The following is a 19,935-nucleotide window of genomic DNA, read 5'->3' on the forward strand; positions in this document are numbered from 1 at the left end:
AGTGAAAAATAATTATATTAAATTCCATTTAATTATAAGTAAGCAACTTCTTATACTGATAGTATTCTCCCTTAAGCATTTCATGGTATGTGGTCGATAGATTTCAAATTGAAATACAACTTACAAATCAGCGGATTGAGAGAAATATAGACCGTATTTTTCTCATCATCCGAAACGATTAAATATCATGCAAAAAATATATATCATACACAGATACACTTATCCCCGTATATTTCAAGCTGCATATTGCAACTCGAAATATAAACGGCATATAAGTTTTGGAGACTAGGGATGAATTTACCACTCATCATCAATGTGCTTGTTTTTATAGCACTGCTTGTTTTATTAGCAAAAACAAGTTCAAATCAATGGAGCTTGTCCAAAAAAGTTCTTGTCGCTCTAGTCGTGGGTGTCGCTTTTGGACTGGCATTAAACATCATTTATGGAACAGATAACCCTACCGTGAAAGAATCCATTACATGGTTCAATATCGTCGGTAATGGTTATGTACAATTACTGCAAATGGTTATCATGCCATTGGTTTTTGCTTCCATTCTCAGTGCTGTTGCACGTTTACACAAAGCCTCTTCCTTAGGAAAAATCAGCTTTATTGCCATTGGCACGTTACTGTTCACTACAGCGATTTCCGCTTTAATCGGGATCGTCATTGCCAATTTGTTTGGCTTAAGTGCAACTAGACTTATTCAAGGCACTCAAGAAACTGCGCGTTTATTAGCAATCGAAAGCAATTATATTGGCAAAGTTGCAGATATGAGTGTCCCCCAGATCATTCTCTCTTTTATCCCTAAAAATCCCTTTGCTGATCTGACGGGAGCCCGCCCTACTTCCATTATTAGTGTTGTCATTTTTGCGACATTTTTAGGTATTGCCGCACTACAAATGCTGAAAGATGATCATGAGCGTGGTAATCGGGCTCTCGTTGCCATTGATATTATGCAGGTTTGGGCAATGAAGCTGGTTCGGTTGGTTATGCGCCTCACGCCATATGGCGTAATGGCATTAATGACCAAAGTTGTTGCCAGTTCCAATATCCATGATATTACTCAATTAGGTAATTTTGTTGTTGCTTCTTACATCGCGCTTGGCCTGATGTTTGTTGTACATGGCGGACTTTTGGCATTCACGGGTATTAATCCGCTGAAATTTTTTAAAAAAGCCGGGCCGGTACTGACATTTGCATTCACCAGCCGTTCAAGCGCTGCAAGTATTCCGTTGAATGTTGAGACACAGACTCGCCGCCTCGGTGTACCTGAATCGATTGCCAGCTTCTCTGCTTCTTTTGGTGCGACTATTGGACAAAATGGTTGTGCGGGTATTTATCCGGCCATGCTGGCAGTAATGGTGGCTCCAACCGTAGGCATTGATCCCTTTGATCCCATGTGGATTGCTACTCTTGTAGGAATTGTGACTATCAGTTCTGCGGGTGTTGCTGGCGTTGGTGGTGGAGCCACATTTGCAGCATTGATTGTTCTGCCTGCCATGGGACTACCTGTCACCTTAGTGGCTCTGCTAATTTCTGTTGAGCCTCTGATTGATATGGGACGTACCGCATTAAATGTTAATGGTGCTATGACAGCAGGGACGATCACCAGTCAATTGATGGGAAAAACCAATAAAGAAGTGTTTGAGCAAGACGAAAAAGTGGTATTAAACCAGTCTTAATTCAAAAGAGATTAAAAAGAAGATCAAATAAAGCCGAGAGTCATAATGAGTCTCGGCTTTATAGTTTATCGCATTATTTTAGGTATTCACCGCTGCGAAGCGCTTCAATACGCTTGTCCAATGGCGGATGGGACAAGAACAACTCACTGAAACTCTTAGATTTTCCATTGATACAGAAAGCCATCATTTTTCCCTCTTCCTGAGGTTCATAACTGGTTTTAAGGCATTGCAATGCAGCAATCATCTTTTCGCGCCCAACCAATTTTGCTGACCCGGCATCCGCATGGAATTCACGGTAACGGGAGAACCACATGGTAATAATACTTGCCAGAATACCAAACACGATCTCCAGCACCATGGAGAGCACCATGTAAACAATTGGATTACCATTACTGCTGCTCTCACTTTCATCATCGTTGCTGGAAAGGAAACTTGCGGCAGCCTGTGCAATGATACGTGAAATAAAGATAACGAATGTATTCACGATACCCTGCAATAATGTCATTGTCACCATATCACCATTAGCGATATGGCTAATTTCATGGGCAATGACTGCTTCAGCTTCATCACGGCTCATATTGTTCAGTAGCCCTGTACTGACAGCAACCAGAGAAGCATTACGGCGTGCCCCTGTGGCAAATGCGTTAATATCCAAGGCATCATAGATAGCCACTTGTGGCATAGTAATTCCAACCTGATCTGCCTGACGACGTACAATCTCCATCAACCAGGCTTCTGTTTCGTTGGAAGGATTTTCAATAACCTGACCACCAACAGAACGCAGCGCCATCCATTTCGACATTAATAAAGAAATGAATGCACCACCAAAACCAAACAAACCAGCCATAATCATGAGACCAGCAACACTGCTCCGCTGAACTCCTGTAAGTGAAAGTATTATTCCAAACACCACCATAACCGCAAGGTTTGTGAGAAGGAACAAGGCGATTCTCATCATATAATTTTGCTTCCTTTAATGATCAAAAACAGTTCAACTAAGAGTTAAGCCATTAGATGGGGATTACCCCTATATTATTCAAGTTTTTTAAGATGTTAAACGATAGAAAAATATAACTTTACAATAATGACAAAAGGCCGACTTGATAGCCGGCCTTCTATCTATAACGAATTTTTAAACTATTTTTAAACTATTTCGTTACAGCCAATTCAGCAGGCTGGTGCGCTAAATCCAATGCAATTTTTACAGATTCATCTAAGTAAGGATCTGGCCCTTTATAATCTTTTGATAAATCATCAAGCGACTTGAGCAGCTTTTTACCTTCCCGTTTAAAGCGTTCATTAATGTTATTCAGACTAATTGTTTCGTATTCTTTGTTTTCTTTTTCTCTTTGAGCATAATTCAAGGAGATAACACCATTACGTTCTTTGATGATTTTCTGGTAAGCAATCTCTTGTTTAATATATTTAAACTCCGGATCATTAACAATCCGTTGATTGTGCAGTTTAATCAGTAACGGCGTTAATTCTGAAATCACTTTCAAGGAAGTATAAGGTGCAGGCTGAATGCTGTCCCAAGGCAACGCGTTATCCTCCCGGCTTTCCCCTGTTTCAGAAGGTACTTGCCCTGTCGGCATAACGATATCAGGCGTTACCCCCTTAAGCTGGGTGCTACCACCATTTATTCGATAAAATTTCTGGATCGTGTATTGCAAAGAACCAATCTCTGGCCAATCAGGTCGCAACATCTGATCATAAATACGATTCAAAGGGCGGTATTGCTGAACAGTACCTTTACCGAAAGAAGGCTCTCCCACAATTAATCCACGACCATAATCTTGCATCGCTGCCGCAAAAATTTCAGACGCAGAAGCGCTTCTATTATCAATCAAAACGACCAGAGGTCCTTTATAGTATATTGCCTCATCCGCATCGGCTTCCACTTTAACTCTACCAGTATTGTCCCGAACCTGAACAACTGGCCCCGTAGGAATAAATAAGCCGGATAACGATACCGCTTCTGTCAAGGCGCCACCACCATTGCCGCGCAAGTCAATGACAATCGAGGAAACACTTTGTTTGGTAAGTTTCTGCAACTGTACTTTTACATCGTTAGTTAAGCCGACATAGAAACTGGGTATATCCAGAATACCAACTTTTTCCTTCCCTACGGTTTTCACCGACATCTTGACAGCCTTATCTTCAAGACGGATATTCTCACGGGTTAAGGTAATAATGTTGTTTTTTACCCCTTTCGCACTTGGAATGATTTCAAGACGGACTTTACTCCCCTTCGGCCCTCTGATAAGAGCAACAACATCCTCCAAACGCCATCCAACAACATCGACAATTGGCTTGCCTACTTGCCCAACACCGATGATCTTATCCCCAACTTTCAATAAATGGCTTTTAGCCGCAGGGCCACCTGCAAGCAATGAATTAATCAAAATATACTCATCATCATATTGCAAAATAGCGCCGATGCCTTCAAGAGACAAACTCATCTCTGAATTAAACTGTTCTGTATCACGCGGCGAGAGATAACTGGTATGTGGGTCTATTTCACGGGCAAAAGCCATCATGATATTTTGAAAAACATCTTCACTCTTGGTTTGTGTGAGACGTTTCAACCACATCCGATAGCGTTTGGTCAGAGTTTCTTTAATTTCTTTATCATTTTTGCCGGATAATTTAAGGCTTATCCAATCAAATTTGATTTTAGCATCCCAAAGTTTATCCAACTCCTCAACACTCTTTGGCCACGGTGCTTTAGCACGGTCAGCTTCGATTGTGTCATGACCGTTTAAATCAACAGGTTGATCTAAACGAGAAAGCACGTATTGATAGCGCTCAAAACGGCGCTTTTGCATCAGATTAAAGAGGTCATAAGGAAGTTTTAGATCGCCATTCTCAAGTTCTTTTCCTAACTTTCCTTTTCGAGTCGCGAACTGCGCGATATCAGAGGCCAAAAAAACATTGTGCCCATAATCCAGTTGATTCAGGTAACGCTCAAAAATTTTTCCTGAAAAATCCGCATCCAGATAAAACTGGCGATAGTGGGAGCGGAGAAAACGGGAAGCAATCCGCTGACTCACTGTGAGATGTTGGGGTTCTGGTTTCAGATCTGGCAACTGGCTCAGACTAATAACAGCGGTATTGTGACCATTAATGACATTGGCGTTGGTCGCATGGCCACCACTAGCGACATTGTCATTAATAGTATCTGCATAACCTGTGCTAAAAAATGATAGACCTAAAACGAAAGCCAAAATAACGAGTTTGTTCATGCCCAAGTTGGCCTCCGTATCAGAACTTTAAGTGTTCTGCGCGTACTATCATTGCTAAACCAGTAGGTAATTGCACCCTTACACCATCTTTTGCAATTTCAAGCACAGATGCGTTCACTAAACTCTTTCCTACATTGACTTTGATTGTCTGACCGACTGTCAAAGAGGATACGTCAGTGACTGAAGTTAATTCAGGTTGTGCAATTTTTTTGATGGTTTTGTCTACTGGTTTACGCGATTGTTGCTGGCGGTCTTGCGAACGTGCTGGACGTTTTTCATCATCGCCTGATCGCTTTTGACGGCGGGGAGCCGGCTTTTTATTCACAGGGCGATCATTTTTCTTGTCAGATACGTTTTCAGTTTCACGTTTCTTGGCACGCTGCTCGGCGCGTTGAGCCTGTACCCGTGCTTTCGCTTCTGCCAGTTGCTGACGCGCATGTTCAATATGTTCAACTTCCAGCTCACCACACACGTTTCCGTCAAGGTCAACACGCTGGGCACCTTCTTTTACACCATAGAGATAACGCCAACTGGAAGTATACAAACGCAGTGCAGAACGGAGCTGTGTTTTACTTAAACACTCTTCACCCTGAATACGTTCAACGATGTCCTGAAAGATCCCAATCTTCAAAGGACGTGCTTCACCTTCTGCCACAAAACAAAGCGGGAAGCGCTCAGCCAAGAAAGCAATGACTTCTTTACTACTGTTCAACTTAGGTTGATTTTCCATGAAATTTCCTGATTACAACGGTTTTGCCAACCAGCGTAGGCATGAACAGGCGACATTATAATAGTGTTACTGATAAATGCCACGTTATACGTACGTTAAGTTACATTCTATTGTAGATATTTTGACACAACACATTGTCCCAAATGGCTACAAAGCCTGATCACCAGCGCTCTCAAGCCATTTTCATCATTCTCGTCAAACCGATCAAAACCCGTGCTATCAATATCCAAAACGCCAATAATTTGCCCATTGATTTCCAAAGGAAGGACAATTTCAGCATTACTGGTGGCATCACAGGCGATATGACCGGGAAAAGCATGCACATCGGAAATACGCTGTATGTTCTTATTTGCAACAGCCGTTCCGCATACACCTTTTCCTATTGGAATGCGAACGCAAGCGTTCTTGCCCTGAAATGGCCCTAATACTAGGGTATCATTATCTACCAAATAAAAGCCAACCCAATTAACATGATCCAAACGTTCGTATAACAATGCACTCGTGTTAGCCAGAGAAGCGATAAAATCATACTCCCCTGACAGCAGTGCCATCAAGCTATCTGTTAGTTCTTGATAAAACTCATTCTTATCCATAAATCCCTACACAATAGATAAACATTTAACAATTTGTAAACAATAAATTTACATAAAAATTTTACTACAGTGAACAGACTATTTCTGAACACAGTCTATTTCTGAACATAGTCTGTTTCTGAAAAAAATCTGTTTCTGAACATAATCGGTCACTATGACTTTAAATTTCTTTCAGAATACCGTCTCTCTTCCTGAATTTAAATTTTCTTTAATTATTTTTACCAGTATTCACTTATAAAATTTAGGGATATATCACAGCTTAATTAAAAGATAGCCTGACTTACATTCAGGATCGTGCCCTTGTTCATGTTTTTGATAAATAAAAAAAGGCCGAGTTCACTCCTCTACTCGGCCTAGGGAAAAATGGCTCTATCAAAGAGCCTTGCGCTAAAAGTTACCATTGAGACGTAGAACAACTTACCACTTAAAGCGTAGTTGACATGCAATGATTTACCAAATTTTAACCATTACCATCACCCGAACGGTCACATAAAGTTAATGCAGCTTGCTGGAATGGCGCAATACTCATTTTTTGGTTGGGATGTTCAGGATCATTTAAGAGGATCGTATCTAATGATGATGCAATAATTTTATTGGATTTCATCAGTTGTGCCGCGCGATCATTCAACGGGTACTGCATCAGTGTGCTAGGATTTATCACAAACAACGCGCCATCTGCCCGACAATCAAGCATAACCTCTTCACGAGTAAATGCCCATTGTTTGCCAAACTGTAGCTTGCTGATCGTTTTTATCGGTGCAGCGACTCCTTGAAAAGAGAGAAGCAAAAAAGGCAGCGCCCAAAATACTCGTTTCATTATCATTCCCCTGATAGATACATGCCGTGATTTTATCGTTAATTTTCCTGATTATGTACCCAGATTTGCCCCAATCACTCAAAAATCACGCTGGAGGTTGCGTTGCAAAAATCGCGACGCATAACAACGCCGTTGTACCCAGGATCATTTCCAGCCAGCTATTGATTATCAATTGCTGATAGCTTCCTTTCTGCTTTAACTTTGGCACTAAAATATAGCGATTAATCAAAGCCAACAGCACCATGCCAATAACCAGAACTATTTTCAGCCATAGCATGGATTGATATTCAGACAGTGTTCGGCTGAAAATAGGCCAACCCGGAATGAGAATCACACTACTCACAATGCCTGTCATCATCACCAGAAACACTGCAAAATGCCCATAAAGAGAGAATTTTCTCATGGCGGTTACGCTATGCGAATAGAGGTCAATTGCGGTATTTTCGCGATGGGAGGATAAGTTTGTTTCTGATGTCTGCCTTAATCGCAAAAATTGTAGACACAATAAAAATGGCCACAATCCACCAAACCAGTAACCTGCGCTCAGTAAGTGGATAACCTGATTGACTTGAAGTAATAGCCCGATACTGCCCTCATACATCGCTGCATGTCCAATGAAGGCATGGCTGGAGAGTAAAATGATTGAGCAACCCAACAACAGGAAATTTCTGACCTTAATATTAGGAAGGCACAGTCCACCGGCTGCAAAAGCAGCGACCAATAACTGCCATTTCCATACTTGCCCAAAAGAGGTTCCCAATACAGCCTGCCAGATATCCAGGGCATAAACATCGTGCCAGCCATCCCCCATTAATCCAGCCTGTACAATAAACCAGACTATTGAGGTTATAAAAGCCAGTACGGTGCTGATTAAAACTCCCACTTTCAGCCGTTCTCTCATTAATGTCGAAAAATGACCAGAAACAAGCATTACCGTGAATAAGCTCAGGCCAAACATCAACATCACGACCACAAAATGTGAGAAACGGCAGAATACGTATAGCGCCTCTAGAGAAATCATTATCTTACAGTGAAACTATAAACGCCTTTTGTTTTATGGCCATCGACGGAGAGTACACTCCAGTCAACACTGTATTTCCCGGCAGCAAGTTGCCCTTCGACTGGCAGGATTAACTGAGTTTTGGTTTCAGGATCAAGCACCAACTTACCTGTTTTAACCGAACTTTTTTCTGGGCCAATCAATTTCACCTTGCTGAACCCAAGTTCAAGACGTTCTGAGAAGCTCAGGGTGATAGCTTGTGGGGCAGTTTCAACTGTTGTGTTTTCTGCGGGAGTCTGATCTTTCAAATGTGCATGAGCTAAAGCCTGCTGGCAAGACATGCCGACAAACAGAACCACAAGGGCAGATAATTTGGTCCAGAATGAACGGATGTTATGAATAAACATATGGATAACCCTTTAATATGTAGATGAATTTTTTATACTTGAAAGGGGATTCTATACCAAAAAATCAGTTTAATCTGCGGTAATCGACGAGTAATGTCCTGACCTGTGAAGCACTACGCAAAAATAGGAAGATAAAGAGAGGGAGCCGTAGTTCCCATTTCACCGCGCATAAAAAACACGAAGAAATGGGAACTACGGTGAAAAACAGATCAATCAGGCATGTGCTGGTGCCGTCGATAACCCCTTAAGATCTTTGTCCAACAAGAACAGAGATTTTCCACTTTCGCCCACCATATCCAGTTTGTCCAGAATGGATTTGAACAGTTTTTCTTCTTCATGCTGCTCAGCAACATACCACTGTAAGAAATTAAATGTGGAGTAATCTTGTGTCATCATCGCTACGTGCGCGAGCTTATTGATCTCTTCTGTGATCAATTTTTCATGCTCATACGTCTGATTAAACACATCTGAAATAGACTTGAATTCAACAGGAGGAGCCTGAACAGCGCCCAGTATAGGCATTGAACCCGTGTCGCCCAAATAATCAAACAAACGTTGCATATGTTGCATTTCTTCCTGCGAATGAGCCCTTAAAAACGCGGCTGCACCTTCATACCCTTTATCGCTACACCATGCGCTCATTTGCAAGTATAAATTCGCAGAATAAAATTCCAGATTTAATTGCTCATTTAATTTTTTGATCATTTCTTGTTTTAACATCACTCAACTCTCCTAATTATTCGTTAAACTTGGCGTATTATGCCAATTAAAACCGCATAAGACAAAAATAAAATTAAAATATTTAACATATTGATAATAAACAATTTATTTATAAAAAACCAACAAGAATAAATCTCATTAAATATAAGAAAATAAGAATTAGTTTTATTTAATTAAATTTTTATTCAAAAAAATATTTTTAATAAAAATGAGAATTGATATTATTTGTATTTATCAAGGTACTTTTTTGTCCTTTGTTAAACAACTTGCCAAACAAAAAAGAGTCGATTAACTTTCTTTCCGGAGAAATAAAAAATACGTTTTCAGAGAGGCCAGTATGGAACATAACTTAGCCAAGTTATCTAAAGATGAGATGGATAAGGTCAATGTTGATTTAGCCGCATCCGCTGTTGCTTTTAAAGAACGCTATAACATGCCTGTGATCCCTGACACGGTTGGGCAATCACAACCATCACATCTGCGAGAATATTTCCAGCAACGCTTGCAGCACTACCGCCAGCAATCAAGGTTACTGTCACGTCTGCCTTATGAGCCAAAAAGTCGTTGATAGGAGAATAAGGTAAAAAGGATAACCACCTCTTTGCGGGTGGTTATCTCAGCTATTTCCCGACAAATTGATCCGTCGCCTTGATAAGTTGGTGTAGAATACCCGCTTCATCAAAAGAATGGCCTGCGCCTTCCACAATATGCAATTCAGCTTCCGGCCAAGCTTTAGCCAAATCCCACGCATTCTGCACCTGACATGCCATATCATAGCGCCCATGTATAATCACAGCAGGAATATGCCTGATCACATCAACATGGTTCAGTAATTGCTGCGTTTCATCCATAAAGCCATGATTGATAAAGTAATGATTTTCAATACGTGCAAATGCCAACGCAAAACTATCTTCTGAGAAAGAATCTGAGTTTTCAGAAGGCAGCAATGTTACTGTTTCGCCTTCCCAGAGACTCCATAAACGAGCGGCCTCCAACTGCACTTGCAGATTTTCACTCGTCAGCCGTTTGTTATAAGCGGCTATCACATCCCCACGTTCTTCTTCCGACAGGATAGATAATGTTCGTTCCCATTTTTCCGGGAAAAAGCGAGAAGCGCCTTCTTGATAATACCAATACAACTCTTGTGGGCGGAGCAGAAAGATCCCTCTCAACACTAACTCTGACACCCTTTCCGGATGTTTTTCAGCATAAGCTAAAGACAGCGTTGAACCCCATGACCCACCAAAAACCAGCCATTTCTCAACCCCCATAAGATTACGCAGCCGTTCAAGATCTGCGATCAAATGCCAGGTTGTATTATTTTCCAGGCTGGCATGAGGCTTAGAACGCCCGCAACCACGCTGATCAAATAACATAATATGATAACGTTTGGGATCGAATAACCGACGATGATAGTTTGCTATCCCACCACCAGGTCCACCATGAATGAATACTGCGGGCTTACCTGCCGGATTACCACACAACTCCCAATAAATCTGGTGTCCGTCTCCCGTCTTTAAGTATCCTGTTTGATACGCATCATAAGCGGGATAGAGTTTTCGCTGTTCCGTCATAAAGCCTCTCACTGTTTAAACAAAACGGGATACTCTCTGGTACCCCGCACGTATTTAAAGAAAAGATAGCGTGACAAATTTTTACTTTACTTCACTATAACTGATAGTCTCTTTTTGACAATCAATTGTGACATTGTAACTTTTGTCTTTTTTTGTTCCTCGGACGATCAGTGGAACCTGCAACGCGTTCGTATCACCCGTAATATCATTGACATTTACCCATGCAATCGGTTTTGACGTACCTAATTGCTTTCTGTCTTTATCCCAGTGATTAATCCGATTTTGTAAAAAATCTTGCTTAACCTGTGCCGCCACTTGCTCTTTGGTTAAGTTTTGACAAGAAATAAACTTCGCCACACGTTCGTTTTCAGCAGCGCTTGCCGTAAACGAAACAGAAAGCAGGACACCTGCACTCAATAAACCAATACGATGAATAACCTGATTTGCCTTCATATTACCCCCTATTACCATCCAAATAATATGGATTAAAAGTTGCGATAAATTAACATGTAGTAGGAAGTAATTATGTGAGTTTTGTTAAAAATGCGTTGCGATTAGTTTTCGTCATCTTCAAATAAAACAGAGATCTGCTCATTATTCTGATGCTTTTCGCGCAATTCACGAGCAACAATGCCAATGGCTTCGCCACTGCTCATTCCTTCGGAAATAAGCTGATGGATCTTTTCTACGGCAGCTTGCTGCTCTTCATGGGATAGTACCGGCATACCTGAAGACATAGTGATAACCTCAAACAAAACATAACGATTAATGGCGGGCAGCGAGTATAGCCTTTTTTATCTCAAGTCAGGAGTGGGATTATGTGATAATCTCCGTGGATTAATATGTTACTCCTTGTGAATTGCCAAACACGATACTGATTCCGTCATGAAAATTGCATTACAAAAACGGCAACTACCTTATTCTCCTGATCTTGCCATTCACTATTTCGCCCCTCTTTCTGCATTACCTTGGGCTATGCTGTTACATTCCGGAACGGCTGAACATCCGCATAATCGCTTTGATATTTTCGTCGCTGAACCTGTGACAACACTGGTCACCCAAGGAGAATCTACCGAAATTAATCATCATGGTCAGGTTACTCTTTCTCAGGAAGACCCCTTCCTGCTGCTGAAAGATCATCTTCACGCCTGTGGTATCAATGCGCAGTTTGATCCGGATCTTCCTTTCCAAGGAGGCGCATTAGGTATATGGGGATACGATCTTGGGCGACGCATCGAAAAGTTACCCGAATTAACCGCCAATGAGCTGGATTTCCCTGATATGGCTATCGGTATCTACGATTGGGGATTAATTATTGATCATCAGCTCCAGCAAGCGACGTTATTGAGCTACCACAATATTGACGAACGGCTGATATGGCTGGAGTCCCTGCGAGAAAACCGGCAAGAAGACTTTTCCCTGACCAGTCAGTGGCAATCCAACATGACAGCCCAGCAATACCACGAAAAAATTGCTCAAATCCACCGCTACCTGCGAGAAGGGGATTGCTACCAAGTCAATTTATCCCAACGGTTCCATGCCAATTATCAGGGAGATGAATGGCAGGCATTTATCCGGCTCAATGAAAGTAACCGGGCACCTTTTTCTGCTTTTATCCGCTTACCTGAACATTGTGTTATCAGCATTTCACCTGAACGCTTTATGCTTCTGGAAGATAAACACATTCAGACGCGCCCGATAAAGGGAACGCTGCCACGATTACAAGACCCCGCAGAAGATCAACGGCAAGCAGAGAAGTTGGCAAATTCACGGAAAGATCGCGCTGAAAACCTGATGATTGTTGATCTGTTGAGAAATGACATTGGACGAGTTGCAACTCCAGGCTCAGTCAAGGTTCCTGAATTATTTGTCGTCGAACCTTTCCCGGCCGTATACCATCTGGTCAGCACCGTCACCGCAACCTTGCCTGACACCTATCACGCCACGGATTTACTGCGTGCCTGTTTTCCGGGCGGATCAATTACGGGAGCGCCTAAAATTCGGGCCATGGAAATCATTGAAGAATTGGAACCACATCGCAGGCATGGATATTGCGGTGCTATTGGCTATATTAGTTTCTGCGGTACAATGGACAGCAATATTACTATTCGTACCTTACTGACAGAAAAAGGAAAAATCTACTGTTGGGCAGGTGGGGGGATCGTCGCAGACAGCATCGCTGAAAAAGAGTATCAGGAAACATTTGATAAACTCGCACGGATCTTACCTCAACTAGAGGAACTCTATATCCCATGACATCGATTTCTGACTTCATTCATCGGTTTCAATTACAGCTTCCTGTACGATCCGCGTATTCAGCGCACAACCCGCGGAATGCAGCAGTGTTATTGCCGATTATATGTAAGCCGGAACCCACGCTGTTATTCACTCAACGCTCCGCAAATCTGCGCGCCCATGCAGGGCAAATTGCTTTTCCGGGCGGAGCAGCCGATCCTGAAGATACTTCCCTGATCGCCACCGCCTTGCGTGAGGCAGAAGAAGAAGTCAGCCTGCCGCAAAATAAAGTACAAATACTGGGGCAATTAGCCCCCTTGGATAGTATCGGCGGTTATTGTGTGACTCCGGTCATTGGGCTTATTAGCGAACCCATCTCTTTTCGCACCAATCCAGCAGAAGTCGCTGGCATTTTTGAAATTCCACTGTCTGATGCGCTCACCCTTCCCCATTATCGTTATCTGGATATAAAACGCCGTAACCGGCAGCAGCGAGTCTATTTCTACTGGCACCAAGAGCATATGATTTGGGGATTAACGGCGGCCATTATTTATCGTTTGGCGCAGCAAGTGCAAAAAACAGCCTAAATTGGACATAAAATGCCACAAAACTGTGCATTACTTATCCATAATCATATCAATTGCTATTATAATTAAAAAAAAACTGTAAACTCCTTTATCAACACTACTAAATAACAGTAAAGTAGCGCGCTTTATATAAATAACTATATCTCTTTCTTCTTAAAGGAGTCTGGCGTGATTAGCGTTTTCGACATGTTTAAGGTGGGTATTGGCCCATCCAGCTCTCATACTGTTGGTCCTATGAAAGCAGGCAAACAATTTGTCGATGATCTTGTAAACCTGGGGGTAATGTCCTCTATCACGCGTGTAGCTGTTGATGTATACGGCTCACTTTCATTAACCGGGAAAGGTCATCATACGGATATCGCTATCATCATGGGCTTGGCAGGTAATATGCCGGCAACCGTTGATATTGATTCAATTCCAGGTTTTATTCGTGATGTTGAGCAAACTGAACGTTTGCCACTGGCAAATGGTTTACACGAAGTCGATTTTCCTCGCGATGGCGGTATGAACTTCCGTAGCGATAACCTATCACTGCACGAAAACGGCATGCAAATTCATGCGTTCGCAGGTGACGAAAAAGTTTACAGTAAAACCTACTACTCTATAGGTGGTGGTTTTATTATTGATGAAGAACATTTTGGCAAGCCCTCCCAAGATTCCAAACCTGTTTCTTATCCTTATAGCTCTGCGGCAGAATTGCTGATGAACTGTAACAAGACAGGCTTATCTCTTTCTGGCTTGATGATGAAAAATGAATTGGATTTACACAGCAAAGAAGAAATTGCTGAGTATTTCGCGGATGTCTGGGCAACCATGCAGGCCTGTATCGAGCGTGGCCTGAACACCGAAGGGGTTTTGCCCGGCCCATTGCGTGTTCCTCGCCGGGCAGCAGCCTTGCACCGTATGCTGACATCATCAAACAAATGGTCTAATGATCCAATGAATGTGGTTGATTTAATCAATATGTTTGCATTGGCCGTCAATGAAGAAAACGCCGCCGGCGGCCGGGTTGTTACCGCACCAACCAATGGGGCATGTGGTATCGTCCCTGCCGTACTGGCCTATTACAACCACTGCATTGAACCGGTGACACCGGAACTGTACACCCGCTATTTCCTGGCGTCTGGTGCCATCGGCATCCTGTATAAGATGAATGCTTCTATTTCTGGTGCGGAAGTGGGTTGTCAGGGTGAAGTTGGCGTTGCCTGTTCCATGGCAGCGGCCGGCATTGCAGAATTACTTGGCGCAAGCCCTGAACAGGTTTGCATCGCAGCAGAAATTGGCATGGAACATAACCTCGGCCTGACGTGTGACCCTGTCGCGGGCCAAGTGCAAGTCCCTTGTATTGAACGTAATGCTATCGCTTCAGTCAAAGCGATCAATGCTGCCCGTATGGCACTCCGCCGTACCAGTGAACCGCGTGTTTCTCTCGATAAAGTGATTGAAACCATGTATGAAACAGGCAAGGACATGAACGCGAAATACCGTGAAACTTCACGCGGTGGTTTGGCGATAAAAGTTCAGTGTGACTGATATGAGATATCACTCACTTATTTTGTGTTGAGTGATATTATCGCCTGTTTTTTGCCATATCTAAATTCTGGCCAAAAAAATATCCCTGCCACTTGGTAGGGATATTTTTTTGGCTGAAACGAATTAACAAAGTACATTATTTTCCATTTTACAATAAAAACATCACAATTTTTTTATAAGAAAATTAATAAAATGTTACCGAGAACAGAGAGAAACACCCAAATACAATAAACAAGCAGCATTTAAACTCAAAAATAGCAATTAATTAAGAATAAAACATCGTTTTAACCTATCAAAACAGTCTGTCTTAATTTTTCTGACTGATAGCAATTTTCTTGAAGCCTGCAAATGATAATCTAATGACATATTTTCTTATGTAACGAAATATAAAACCATGCGAAATGAAATTTTTAGTATATTTTCTATACCGTTTTATATTCACAACTATCCTTTTGATTGATAGGAAGTTCAATACATTAAAAATATTGAGTATGAGCTTGCAGTAGATTTAAGTTCAATTGTTATAGAAAGGGGAAAACAAGTGAGTATAGCCATTATGATTGGCACGCACGGGGCCGCAGCAGAACAACTGCTGCACACCACAGAGATGTTGATTGGAGAACAGGAAAATGTCTCTTATATCGACTTTGTGCCCGGTGAAAATGCCGATACGTTATTCGAGAAATACAACAAAAAACTGGAATCGCTGGATACAGGGCAAGGCGTTCTGTTTTTCGTCGATACTTGGGGCGGTAGTCCATTCAATGCCGCAAACCGTATTGTGCTTGATAAAGATAACTACGAAATCGTCACGGGGGTAAATGTCCCGATGCTTGTTGAGGCTTTCATGTGTCGTGACGATGATCCCGCCATGGAAGAGCTGGTTTCTGTTGCATTAGAAGCCGGCAAAGAAGGAATACGGGCCCTTAAAACTGAACAAGTTGAAGAGCCGGCAAAACCTGAACCTGCCAAACCAACCGCTGCACCTGTTTCAGCAACGCCTGTTTCAACAGCCTCAGCGGGTGGTCACATGAAAATTTCCCTCGCACGTATTGATGATCGCCTTATCCACGGCCAAGTTGCTACCCGCTGGACGAAAGAAACTAACGTCAAGCGTATCATTGTGGTCAGTGATGAAGTTGCCCAAGATACGGTGCGTTCTACTTTGTTGAAACAGGTCGCTCCTCCCGGCGTCAGCGCACATGTTGTCGACGTTGCCAAGTGCGTTCGGGTTTACAACAACCCCAAATATGCCGGTGAGCGCGTTATGCTGCTATTCACCAATCCAACAGATGTCCTGCGCATTGTAGAAGGGGGTGTCGCTATCGAATCCGTCAATATCGGTGGTATGGCCTTCCGTCAAGGAAAGACCCAAATCAACAACGCTATTTCCGTTGATGAGACTGACATTGACGCCTTCGGGAAGCTGAACTCGCGTGGCATAGAACTTGAAGCCCGCAAAGTTGCCAGTGATACTCGCTTGAACATGATGGATCTGCTGAAAAAAGTTTAGAAATAACAACAGATGCCACTTTACTCACCATTACTCAATAACAAAATTCTTACCAAATTACATTTGGTTACAGGAGAAAAACAATGGAAATTACCGTTGTTCAACTTGTGTTGATATTCATCGTTGCCTGTATCGCAGGCATGGGTTCTATTCTTGATGAATTTCAATTTCACCGCCCATTGATTGCTTGTACATTAATCGGCTTAGTGCTCGGCGATGTGAAAACCGGCATTATCATCGGCGGTACACTGGAGATGATTGCCCTTGGTTGGATGAATATCGGTGCCGCAGTCGCTCCCGATGCCGCGCTGGCCTCTATCATTTCGACCATTCTGGTTATCGCCGGTGGGCAAGATGTCGGTGCCGGTATTGCGTTAGCCATTCCTCTGGCAGCGGCAGGTCAAGTTTTGACGATCCTTGTCCGTACCCTGACGGTGGGTTTCCAACACGCGGCTGATAAAGCAGCAGAAAACGGCAACTTTCGTGCGATCAGCGCCCTTCACATTTCAGCATTGATGCTTCAGGCTATGCGGATCGCCATCCCTGCCCTGATTGTTGCGATATCCGTCGGTACCTCTGAAGTTCAGCACATGCTAAGTTCCATTCCCGAAGTCGTCACCAGCGGCCTGAATATCGCCGGCGGTATGATCGTGGTTGTCGGTTATGCCATGGTGATTAACATGATGCGCGCAGGTTATCTGATGCCATTCTTCTACCTTGGCTTCGTAACAGCGGCTTTCACTGACTTCAACCTTGTTGCATTAGGTGTCATCGGTATTGTCATGGCAATCCTGTATATCCAGCTTAGCCCAAAATACAATCAATCACAGGCTGCCGCTCCTGCTGGCAATGCCGCAAACGACCTTGATAACGAATTAGATTAAGAGGATCAACAACATGTCAGAGACAACAAAGATGGGTCAGAAGAAGCTGACACGAAGCGATATTCGCGGTGTATTCCTCCGCTCTAACCTGTTCCAAGGCTCATGGAACTTTGAGCGTATGCAGGCACTCGGTTTCTGCTTCTCAATGATCCCTGCCATTCGTCGTTTGTACCCAGAGAATACCGAAGAAAGGAAGCAAGCCCTCAAACGACATATGGAGTTTTTTAATACTCATCCTTATGTTGCAGCGCCTATCTTGGGTGTCACGATGGCAATGGAAGAGCAGCGGGCCAATGGTGCTGACATTGATGACGGTGCTATCAACGGTATCAAAGTCGGCTTGATGGGTCCCTTGGCCGGTGTCGGTGATCCTATTTTCTGGGGAACCGTTCGCCCTGTCTTCGCCGCCCTGGGTGCAGGTATTGCCATGAGTGGCAGTTGGATGGGCCCAGTGCTGTTTTTCCTCCTGTTTAACTTAGTGCGATTGATTACCCGTTACTTGGGTGTCTCTTATGGTTATAAAAAAGGATTGGATATCGTTAAAGATATGGGCGGCGGCTTCTTGCAGAAAATGACGGAAGGAGCGTCAATTCTGGGCCTGTTTGTCATGGGGGCACTGGTCAATAAATGGACCAAAGTGAATATTCCACTCGTGGTTTCAGAAGTGCCTGATCCTATCACGGGTGAGATGAAAGTCACTACCGTGCAAACCATCCTCGATCAATTAATGCCTGGCCTAATGCCATTGTTATTAACCTTTGGTTGTATGTGGTTACTGCGGAAAAAAGTGAATCCATTATGGATTATCGTAGGCTTTTTCGTGCTAGGGATCGTTGGTTTCCGTTTTGGTTTCCTCGGCTAGATCGGTTATTGCCGCATGAAGAAAGTATTTATTATCTCCCCGTGCTGCGGGGAGATAATAAAAAATGACGAGGCCTACGCACGATGAAAATAGGGATTAAAAATGGGTTTGAATGATATTGTTCTGATAGTTTTGATTGTATTAATGCTCGCTTTTGCGATTTATGATGAATTTATTATCAATCTGCGCAAAGGCAAAACGTTGTTAAATATTAAACTTAAAAGAAAACAGCGGGTTGATGCCCTGATCTTTATCATTTTGATTGCCATTGTTATTTACAATAATATTACATCACATGGCAGCCAATTCACGACGTATTTATTATCATTTACCATTCTGGTGACATTATACTTAGGTTATATTCGCTTCCCAAAATTAATCTTCAAAAAACACGGTTTTTATTATGCTAACCGTTTTTTTTCTTATGACAGCATTAAAGCAATGAATTTATCTGAAGACGGTATTCTTATGGTGGACTTAGAACCGCATAAAATATATCTCTCAGTAACAAAATTGGATGATTTAGAAAAAATTTATCAATTCCTTATCAACAACAAATAATTTTACTTATTCATACTCGTCGTACTTCAAGATGTCTTTATTATCCCGCCGCACCGCAGGGGAGATAATAAATAAAGGAAAGAGTAACGATAAGCATTATCATTTTTATATTTAAAGTAGGGCGAAATATTTTTTGCCTTTTACTCTAAATATGATATCGTCCGCTACAGTCATTGGGGAGTAGCCTGTTCCAGAAAATCGCTGGAATATTCGTATCAACATGCTCGTTTGAAATAAAACGTGGTACGAATGCCTAAAAAACCTATTCGGGTATAAATCGGTTGGCAAGACCATAGACACATAACAGCGCCATGGGTTGGGGGTGCGTTGTGTGTGTATGGAATCACCCAGCCGAGGCTATTTTGATGAACCTCTATGCAACACTTATTCTCGCGCTCGCCCTTTCGATGGATGCTTTTGCCGCTGCCGTAGGAAAAGGCGCCGCCCTGCACCGACCTAATTTCCGCGAAGCCGTCCGTACCGGTATTATCTTTGGTTTAGTCGAAGCCTGTACGCCTTTAATTGGTTGGGCCTTAGGTCTGTATGCCAGTCAATATATTATGGAATGGGATCATTGGATTGCCTTTTCCTTACTATTGATTCTTGGCTGTCGCATGATAATCGACGGTTGCAAGCATCAGCCTGAAATTTCCCGTAAGACCACGCCTCAACGCCACAGTTCAACGACATTAGTCTTTACTGCCATTGCAACCAGTTTGGACGCGATGGCCATTGGTGTCGGGCTTGCTTTCCTACAGGTTGATATTCTTCACACGGCAATGACAATCGGTCTTATGACGATGATTATGGCGACATTAGGCATGTTAATTGGCCGCTATATTGGCCCGCTATTGGGAAAAAGGGCCGAATTGATTGGCGGATTGGTTTTAATTGCCATTGGCTTCAATATATTATTCGAACACCTTAACTTATTTATGTATGCGGAATAAGCCATTATTTATCGCCAATGATCTTATCTTGCGAAACTGTA

Annotated in this window: 21 protein-coding genes and 1 riboswitch; of the genes, 10 read left to right on the forward strand and 11 right to left on the reverse strand. The window is 42.6% G+C overall.

The window, feature by feature from the left end; all coding sequences use genetic code 11:
- Nucleotides 1–291 precede the first annotated feature (291 nt).
- Entirely contained in the window at nucleotides 292–1,683 is a 1,392-nt protein-coding gene (locus tag PSI17_RS09545; RefSeq protein ID WP_273551772.1) for an L-cystine transporter, read from the forward strand.
- Nucleotides 1,684–1,756: 73 nt separating this feature from the next.
- Here PSI17_RS09545 and htpX read toward each other — a convergent pair whose 3' ends face one another.
- From htpX to ftnA, 8 genes are all read right to left on the reverse strand, one after another.
- Nucleotides 1,757–2,641 (reverse strand): protease HtpX, encoded by an 885-nt coding sequence (gene htpX, locus PSI17_RS09550; protein ID WP_273551773.1) that lies wholly within the window; start codon nucleotides 2,639–2,641, stop codon nucleotides 1,757–1,759.
- Between the two features lie 190 nt (nucleotides 2,642–2,831).
- On the reverse strand, nucleotides 2,832–4,928 hold the full coding sequence (prc, locus tag PSI17_RS09555; protein ID WP_273551774.1) for a carboxy terminal-processing peptidase: 2,097 nt from the start codon (nucleotides 4,926–4,928) through the stop codon (nucleotides 2,832–2,834).
- 19 nt (nucleotides 4,929–4,947) lie between these two features.
- Nucleotides 4,948–5,658, reverse strand: coding sequence for an RNA chaperone ProQ (proQ, locus tag PSI17_RS09560; protein WP_273551775.1), 711 nt, complete (start codon nucleotides 5,656–5,658; stop codon nucleotides 4,948–4,950).
- Between the two features lie 107 nt (nucleotides 5,659–5,765).
- Nucleotides 5,766–6,251, reverse strand: coding sequence for a GAF domain-containing protein (locus tag PSI17_RS09565; protein WP_273551776.1), 486 nt, complete (start codon nucleotides 6,249–6,251; stop codon nucleotides 5,766–5,768).
- A 460-nt stretch (nucleotides 6,252–6,711) separates the two neighbouring features.
- Nucleotides 6,712–7,068: a YebY family protein gene (locus tag PSI17_RS09570; RefSeq protein WP_273551777.1), complete on the reverse strand. Its 357-nt coding sequence runs from the start codon at nucleotides 7,066–7,068 to the stop codon at nucleotides 6,712–6,714.
- A gap of 85 nt (nucleotides 7,069–7,153) precedes the next feature.
- Entirely contained in the window at nucleotides 7,154–8,089 is a 936-nt protein-coding gene (copD, locus tag PSI17_RS09575; RefSeq protein ID WP_273551778.1) for a copper homeostasis membrane protein CopD, read from the reverse strand.
- Nucleotides 8,089–8,475 (reverse strand): copper homeostasis periplasmic binding protein CopC, encoded by a 387-nt coding sequence (gene copC, locus PSI17_RS09580; RefSeq protein ID WP_273551779.1) that lies wholly within the window; start codon nucleotides 8,473–8,475, stop codon nucleotides 8,089–8,091. Before copC ends, copD begins: the two co-directional genes overlap by 1 nt.
- 213 nt (nucleotides 8,476–8,688) lie before the next feature.
- Entirely contained in the window at nucleotides 8,689–9,195 is a 507-nt protein-coding gene (ftnA, locus tag PSI17_RS09585) for a non-heme ferritin (protein WP_273551780.1), read from the reverse strand.
- Nucleotides 9,196–9,532: 337 nt separating this feature from the next.
- On the opposite strand from ftnA, the gene PSI17_RS09590 reads away from it, so the two are divergent.
- Entirely contained in the window at nucleotides 9,533–9,763 is a 231-nt protein-coding gene (locus PSI17_RS09590; protein ID WP_273551781.1) for a DNA polymerase III subunit theta, read from the forward strand.
- A 52-nt stretch (nucleotides 9,764–9,815) separates the two neighbouring features.
- On the opposite strand, the gene pip is transcribed toward PSI17_RS09590, so the two are convergent.
- From pip to PSI17_RS09605, 3 genes are all read right to left on the reverse strand, one after another.
- Nucleotides 9,816–10,769, reverse strand: a complete 954-nt coding sequence (gene pip, locus PSI17_RS09595) for a prolyl aminopeptidase (RefSeq protein ID WP_273551782.1) — start codon at nucleotides 10,767–10,769, stop codon at nucleotides 9,816–9,818.
- Between the two features lie 81 nt (nucleotides 10,770–10,850).
- Nucleotides 10,851–11,222: a protein YebF gene (yebF, locus tag PSI17_RS09600; RefSeq protein WP_273551783.1), complete on the reverse strand. Its 372-nt coding sequence runs from the start codon at nucleotides 11,220–11,222 to the stop codon at nucleotides 10,851–10,853.
- 101 nt (nucleotides 11,223–11,323) lie between these two features.
- On the reverse strand, nucleotides 11,324–11,506 hold the full coding sequence (locus PSI17_RS09605) for a YoaH family protein (protein ID WP_273551784.1): 183 nt from the start codon (nucleotides 11,504–11,506) through the stop codon (nucleotides 11,324–11,326).
- Between the two features lie 148 nt (nucleotides 11,507–11,654).
- Here PSI17_RS09605 and pabB point away from each other — a divergent pair, with 148 nt between their 5' ends.
- From pabB to mntP, 8 genes are all read left to right on the forward strand, one after another.
- The gene (pabB, locus tag PSI17_RS09610) at nucleotides 11,655–13,025 is read left to right on the forward strand and encodes an aminodeoxychorismate synthase component 1 (RefSeq protein WP_273551785.1); all 1,371 of its coding nucleotides are present in this window, start codon (nucleotides 11,655–11,657) and stop codon (nucleotides 13,023–13,025) included.
- On the forward strand, nucleotides 13,022–13,591 hold the full coding sequence (locus tag PSI17_RS09615) for a CoA pyrophosphatase (RefSeq protein WP_273551786.1): 570 nt from the start codon (nucleotides 13,022–13,024) through the stop codon (nucleotides 13,589–13,591). Before pabB ends, PSI17_RS09615 begins: the two co-directional genes overlap by 4 nt.
- 168 nt (nucleotides 13,592–13,759) lie before the next feature.
- Nucleotides 13,760–15,124: an L-serine ammonia-lyase gene (locus PSI17_RS09620; protein ID WP_273551787.1), complete on the forward strand. Its 1,365-nt coding sequence runs from the start codon at nucleotides 13,760–13,762 to the stop codon at nucleotides 15,122–15,124.
- 541 nt (nucleotides 15,125–15,665) lie between these two features.
- Nucleotides 15,666–16,637 carry a PTS mannose transporter subunit IIAB gene (manX, locus tag PSI17_RS09625; protein ID WP_273551788.1) on the forward strand — a complete coding sequence of 324 codons (972 nt, stop codon included), beginning with the start codon at nucleotides 15,666–15,668 and terminating at the stop codon, nucleotides 16,635–16,637.
- A gap of 83 nt (nucleotides 16,638–16,720) precedes the next feature.
- On the forward strand, nucleotides 16,721–17,521 hold the full coding sequence (locus tag PSI17_RS09630; protein ID WP_273551789.1) for a PTS mannose/fructose/sorbose transporter subunit IIC: 801 nt from the start codon (nucleotides 16,721–16,723) through the stop codon (nucleotides 17,519–17,521).
- A 13-nt stretch (nucleotides 17,522–17,534) separates the two neighbouring features.
- Complete coding sequence (locus PSI17_RS09635; RefSeq protein WP_273551790.1) at nucleotides 17,535–18,383, forward strand: PTS mannose transporter subunit IID; 849 nt, start codon at nucleotides 17,535–17,537, stop codon at nucleotides 18,381–18,383.
- A gap of 102 nt (nucleotides 18,384–18,485) precedes the next feature.
- Nucleotides 18,486–18,944, forward strand: a complete 459-nt coding sequence (locus PSI17_RS09640; RefSeq protein ID WP_273551791.1) for a DUF986 family protein — start codon at nucleotides 18,486–18,488, stop codon at nucleotides 18,942–18,944.
- Nucleotides 18,945–19,105: 161 nt separating this feature from the next.
- Nucleotides 19,106–19,227, forward strand: a riboswitch (yybP-ykoY riboswitch).
- An 82-nt stretch (nucleotides 19,228–19,309) separates the two neighbouring features.
- On the forward strand, nucleotides 19,310–19,894 hold the full coding sequence (gene mntP, locus PSI17_RS09645; protein WP_273551792.1) for a manganese efflux pump MntP: 585 nt from the start codon (nucleotides 19,310–19,312) through the stop codon (nucleotides 19,892–19,894).
- The last annotated feature ends 41 nt before the right edge of the window (nucleotides 19,895–19,935 follow it).

The sequence above is a fragment of the Xenorhabdus sp. IM139775 genome, assembly GCF_028598745.1.
Taxonomy (GTDB): Bacteria; Pseudomonadota; Gammaproteobacteria; order Enterobacterales; family Enterobacteriaceae; genus Xenorhabdus.